We start from the raw sequence: 401 nt of genomic DNA, 5'->3' as shown, positions 1-401 counted from the left end.
TCATCTGACAGCACGGACGTGCCTCGCGGACATCGCCATGATGCATCGCGATCGTGGCGCCACCACAGCGACGGCTGGGCGAGATCGACCGGTCGATCGCTCGGAGTGAAGACTGCGAGGCCGTCATGTTCGGCTGCCGTCACGTGTCCCGTCGCAGCGACGAAGCGTGCGAACTGGCCGTTGGTGACCGGGTGCACATCGAGCGCAAATGCGGCCACCTCGACAGCGCGCACCGGGGCCTCTTCCGGGTAGTGGTGGTCGTCGCCCTGGAGGAGGGTGCCCGCGGCGATCGGCGTGGGCGTCGGGGTGGCTGTTCGCTGCTGCGTGCTCACCGCGCCAAGTTCGGAGCAAGGAGGGCGCCAACGCTCATGTCGATCAGGTTGGCGATGAAGGCCTTGTTG

The 401-nt window shown here is 67.1% G+C and carries 1 protein-coding gene; it reads right to left on the bottom strand.

Going from position 1 to position 401, the window contains the following annotated elements:
- Nucleotides 1-290: SUMF1/EgtB/PvdO family nonheme iron enzyme (locus tag I6F37_RS43095; protein WP_225154845.1), on the bottom strand; the 290-nt coding region annotated here is incomplete at its 3' end.
- Nucleotides 291-401: the final 111 nt, after the last annotated feature.

It is taken from the genome of Bradyrhizobium sp. NBAIM08, assembly GCF_020193935.1.
Taxonomy (GTDB): Bacteria; Pseudomonadota; Alphaproteobacteria; order Rhizobiales; family Xanthobacteraceae; genus Bradyrhizobium; species Bradyrhizobium yuanmingense.
This window is presented reverse-complemented; position numbering and strand designations above follow the sequence as displayed.